The sequence below is a fragment of the Burkholderia sp. LMG 13014 genome (genome assembly GCF_905232215.1).
GTDB lineage: Bacteria > Pseudomonadota > Gammaproteobacteria > Burkholderiales > Burkholderiaceae > Burkholderia.
The window spans coordinates 1-3,911 of record NZ_CAJNKE010000552.1 but is presented as its reverse complement, the minus strand read 5'-3'; the positions used below and the strand labels follow the sequence as shown (position 1 = coordinate 3,911).

At 65.2% G+C, this 3,911-nt stretch carries 4 protein-coding genes; all 4 read right to left on the bottom strand.

Features of this window, described 5'->3' with window-relative positions; translation table 11 throughout:
- Positions 1-576, bottom strand: a 576-nt coding sequence (locus JYJ84_RS30685; protein WP_205189890.1) for an alpha/beta fold hydrolase, incomplete at its 3' end; no start/stop codon positions are given.
- A 45-nt stretch (positions 577-621) separates the two neighbouring features.
- Positions 622-1,521: a M24 family metallopeptidase gene (locus JYJ84_RS30680; protein ID WP_043180198.1), complete on the bottom strand. Its 900-nt coding sequence runs from the start codon at positions 1,519-1,521 to the stop codon at positions 622-624.
- A gap of 474 nt (positions 1,522-1,995) precedes the next feature.
- The gene (locus tag JYJ84_RS30675) at positions 1,996-2,877 is read right to left on the bottom strand and encodes an Abi family protein (RefSeq protein ID WP_240201925.1); all 882 of its coding nucleotides are present in this window, start codon (positions 2,875-2,877) and stop codon (positions 1,996-1,998) included.
- 205 nt (positions 2,878-3,082) lie between these two features.
- Positions 3,083-3,856, bottom strand: a complete 774-nt coding sequence (locus JYJ84_RS30670; protein WP_011354319.1) for a slipin family protein — start codon at positions 3,854-3,856, stop codon at positions 3,083-3,085.
- Positions 3,857-3,911 lie beyond the last annotated feature (55 nt).

Genomic DNA, 3,911 nt, shown 5'->3' with positions numbered 1-3,911 from the left:
CCGCCAGCCGAGCTCGGGGATGAACGGCAGGTGGAACAGGTACACGTACCACGAGCGCACGAGCTGGCCGCCGAGCTTCGCGAGCGACGCGGGCGTCGGGCGCAGCACGCGTTCGCGCAGCCAGAAGCCGACGTGGTCGAGGCACGGCCCCGAGCACGACGTGTACGACGCGATGCGGCCGGCGAGGCGCGGATCGGTGACGAACTCCCAGCCCTGGATCGAGCCCCAGTCGTGCGCGACCAGGTGGACGGCGCGGCCGGGGCAGAGCGCGTCGATCACCGCGACGAAATCGTCGGTCAGCTTCGCGAGGTGGTAGTCGGCCGTGCGCTTCGGCACGCCGGACAGGCCCGCGCCGCGCACGTCGTACGCGATCACGTAGTGCTTGCGCGCGAGCAGCGGCGCGACGTGCTGCCAGACGCTGCTGTCGTCGGGATAGCCGTGCACGAGCACGACCGGCGAGCGGGCCGGGTCGCCCCAGGTCTTGACCGCGAGCGTCAGGTCGCCGGAGGCGACCGCCGTTTCGCTATGAACCGATTCGAACAGGGCCAGCGGCGCTTCGTCGGAAAGAGGCTGCATCGTGAGTCCGTCGTTCAGGGATTCGGGAGGAGGGGCGCGTTTTCTTCAGGCGGCGGCCGGCACGGTCGCGACGGCCTGCGTCCGCTCGGCCTGGCGGCGCTGCCAGCGGCGCACGTGCGGCAAGTCTTCGTCGAGCCAGTACGCGTCGTCTTCGGTGATGACCAGCAGCTCTTCGAATTTCGCGCCGACGCCAGAGAAGCCGAGATGCGGCTCGACGGCCCACAGGCCGGGCACCGGTGCATGCTCGGAGCGACGGTCGATCGACCACAGCGGCGACCAGCCTTGCTGTTTCGCCGCGCGGCCCTGGTCGAGCAGCAGGTTGCGCGTCGCATTCAGCCCGAAGCGCGCGACGAAACGCGGCTTCGACAGCTTGTGGATCTTCGCGACGCGGTGCGCGAGCACCTTGAACGGATAGGCCTTGTGGCGCGGCTCGACGCCCTGGCGGCGGCACAGCGCGTCGACCTCCTGCGCGACTTCGGCCATCGAGCGACGCTCCTTCACGAGCCGCACGATCATGTCGCGATGGTCCATCAGGTCGTCCTGCAGCTGTTCGAGGATCGGGTTGTGGCCGAGGCAGTGCGCGTAGCCGACATCGGCGACGATGCCGTCGAGCACCGGCGCGACGTCGAGGATCACGGGCATGTCGGTCTCGAGCTGCCGGTTGCTCGGGAAGAACGCGAGATTGAAGCCGCCCATGTGCTTGAGGCCCGAGAAGCCCTCGAATGCGGTGCGGTCGCCGAACCACGCGAACGGCTTGTGCAGCCAGTCGTGCACGCCGTTGTCCTGCAGCCATTCGGTCAGCAGGCGCGCGGCTTCCTTTTCGGTGATGCCGGGGTAGAGCATCGCGCCGACGGTTTCGACGCAGCGGTACGCAAGCTGCTGGACCGCGCGAAATTGCGGCAGCTCGTCGAGGTGGACTTCCGGCAGCGGATGGTGGTCGGCCATGATGCGTCTCCAAAGGGGCGCTGATCCGGAATGCGTCCGCCGGCGTCACCGTCGCGGGTTATTCAGTCAGCATTTAATGTGTCATTGTGCGATGTAATGATCATAGACGGTTCCGGATGCCGGGGAGTGAGGATTTGTCCTAATGGAAGGGGGAAATGGAGGGGAGGCTCTAGATAGGAGGCCGTCTCCGAGGGGGCGCGCTGCATGGCGGCCAGGTATCGCGGTGACAACGAATCCGGCAAAGGGGCCGATTTGGCACTCGACGTGCGCGCAAGGCCGATAGACATTCGGCAATAAAAAAAGGACGCTTGCGCGTCCTTTTGCCGTCTGAGGTGTTGCGCATCGTCGAGAGGCGTCCCCAGCGTTTTCATCGACGATGCTAGCGAAGTATCGACGGGATGTCAAAATGCATCGCTGTCGAAGACGGCGCGTGACGGGCATCTTGTCGCGCGTTCCGTCGTATGCGCTCTGACTTCACTGCCACGCTGGAGTCGAGTGCCAATCGGTCGTGAAGCCGAGATGTGTCGCCGGATCCACGTGCTCGCACCCCGTCAGCGTCGCTCGCAGCGTGTCGCGCCATTCGCCGCCATGACCGAGCGGGTCGAGCAGGGCCTTCATCATCGTCGCACGGGCGTAGAACGTCTCCGGCCGGGTCATTTCCGGCGCATAGCGGATGAGACTTCGCCCGGCCGGCTTGGCGGGAGGCGATACCGTCAGCTTTATTCCCCAGAGCCGAGCGTGATGCGCACATGCATTGCGCAGGTCGGTGAGCGATTGCAGCCAGCTGGTGAGCACCGTATCAGGGATGTCCGGCCATGCATGGCGCCCGGCGACCTTGCGGTCGCGCATCGAGAGCGCACTGAAGATCCGGGACAACGCGCCCAGGCTCAGCCGCTCGCAGACCAGCCAGATTGGCGGCAGGTCGGGACTGGCGTAGGTTCGATAGTAGTGAGTCAGCGCCGAGCCTTTCCGGGTTTCGCATTCGCGGGCGATCTGATCCAGGACGCGCGCGTAGTGGCGCAGGTCGACGAAACGGTCCCGCTCGACATACCAATGGCTGCCGTAGTCGATTGCGAGGGGATTGCTGAGTGCGGCGCGCAACGCAACCTCGATGCGCTCGACCGCATCCATCGTGACCGAGCGCAGACGTCGATCGAATGCGTAGAGTTCAACGATGTCGGAGAACCGGGTTCGAGGCCAGAACCGTTTGGTAGCGGGGTTCTGAAACCGGCGCATGTAGACCAGCAACCGGAAATGGCCGATCGACCGGAGCATGCGTAAATTCGCGGGGCGATCGTCGATGCGCAGGCCGCGTTGCCACAAGCGATGCAGGGTTTCGTCGGCGCTGAGGGCCACCTTGCCATACGCCCTGGTTGGCGTCGCCGATACCGTATTCCTTGTCCGAGTTTTGCCCATTGTTGATCCGTACTGCCATGCAAGCGGATCTCGTTGTATACGCCAATGGATCGTGGGTGGCCACCTTCCATACCATTCGGCAGATGGCCGGCGCCGGTCGATATCGATTCCTGTCGTTCCTCGTCCGGCGAATCCGGATGCCAGCTCACCCCTCCCGCTTCCCTCCCAACCGCTCCAGCAACGCCCCCAGCAGATCGACCGGCAGCGGAAACACGATCGTCGAGTTCTTGTCCGCGGCGATCGTCGTCAGCGTCTGCAGATAGCGCAGCTGCATCGCCTGCGGCTGCAGCGCGAGCCGTTGCGCGGCCTGCAGCAGCTTCTCCGACGCCTGCAGTTCGCCTTCCGCATGGATCACCTTCGCGCGCCGCTCGCGTTCGGCCTCGGCCTGCCGCGCGATCGCGCGGATCATCGTCTCGTTCAGGTCGACGTGCTTGATCTCGACCGTCGATACCTTGATCCCCCACGCATCGGTCTGCGCATCGAGCGTCTTCTGGATGTCGGCGTTCAGCTGTTCGCGCTCGGCGAGCAGCGCGTCGAGTTCGTGCTTGCCGAGCACCGCGCGCAGCGTCGTCTGCGCGAGCTGGCTCGTCGCCTCGAAGAAGCGCGCCACCTGGATCACGGCCTTCTCCGGATCGACCACGCGGAAATACACGACCGCATTGACCTTTACCGACACGTTGTCGCGCGTGATCACGTCCTGCGCGGGCACGTCGAACACGACGGTACGCAGGTCGATCCGCACGACCTGCTGGACGATCGGGATGATCAGCACGAGCCCCGGCCCCTTCACTTTCCAGAAGCGGCCGAGCATGAATACGACGCCGCGCTCGTACTCGCGGAAGATGCGGATCGACGACGCGACGAGCACGACGACGAAGACGATCAGGACGCTGCTGAAGCCGAACGTGTAACCGATCATGAAGGTTCTCCTTGGTGTTGTTCTTGCGCCGGCATGTCGTAGAGCGGGGCGACGG

Coding starts and splice junctions, on each gene's coding strand:
- JYJ84_RS30670 (WP_011354319.1), bottom strand. CDS start 3,856: ATGATCGGTTACACGTTCGGCTTCAGCAGCGTCCTGATCGTCTTCGTC.
- JYJ84_RS30680 (WP_043180198.1), bottom strand. CDS start 1,521: ATGGCCGACCACCATCCGCTGCCGGAAGTCCACCTCGACGAGCTGCCG.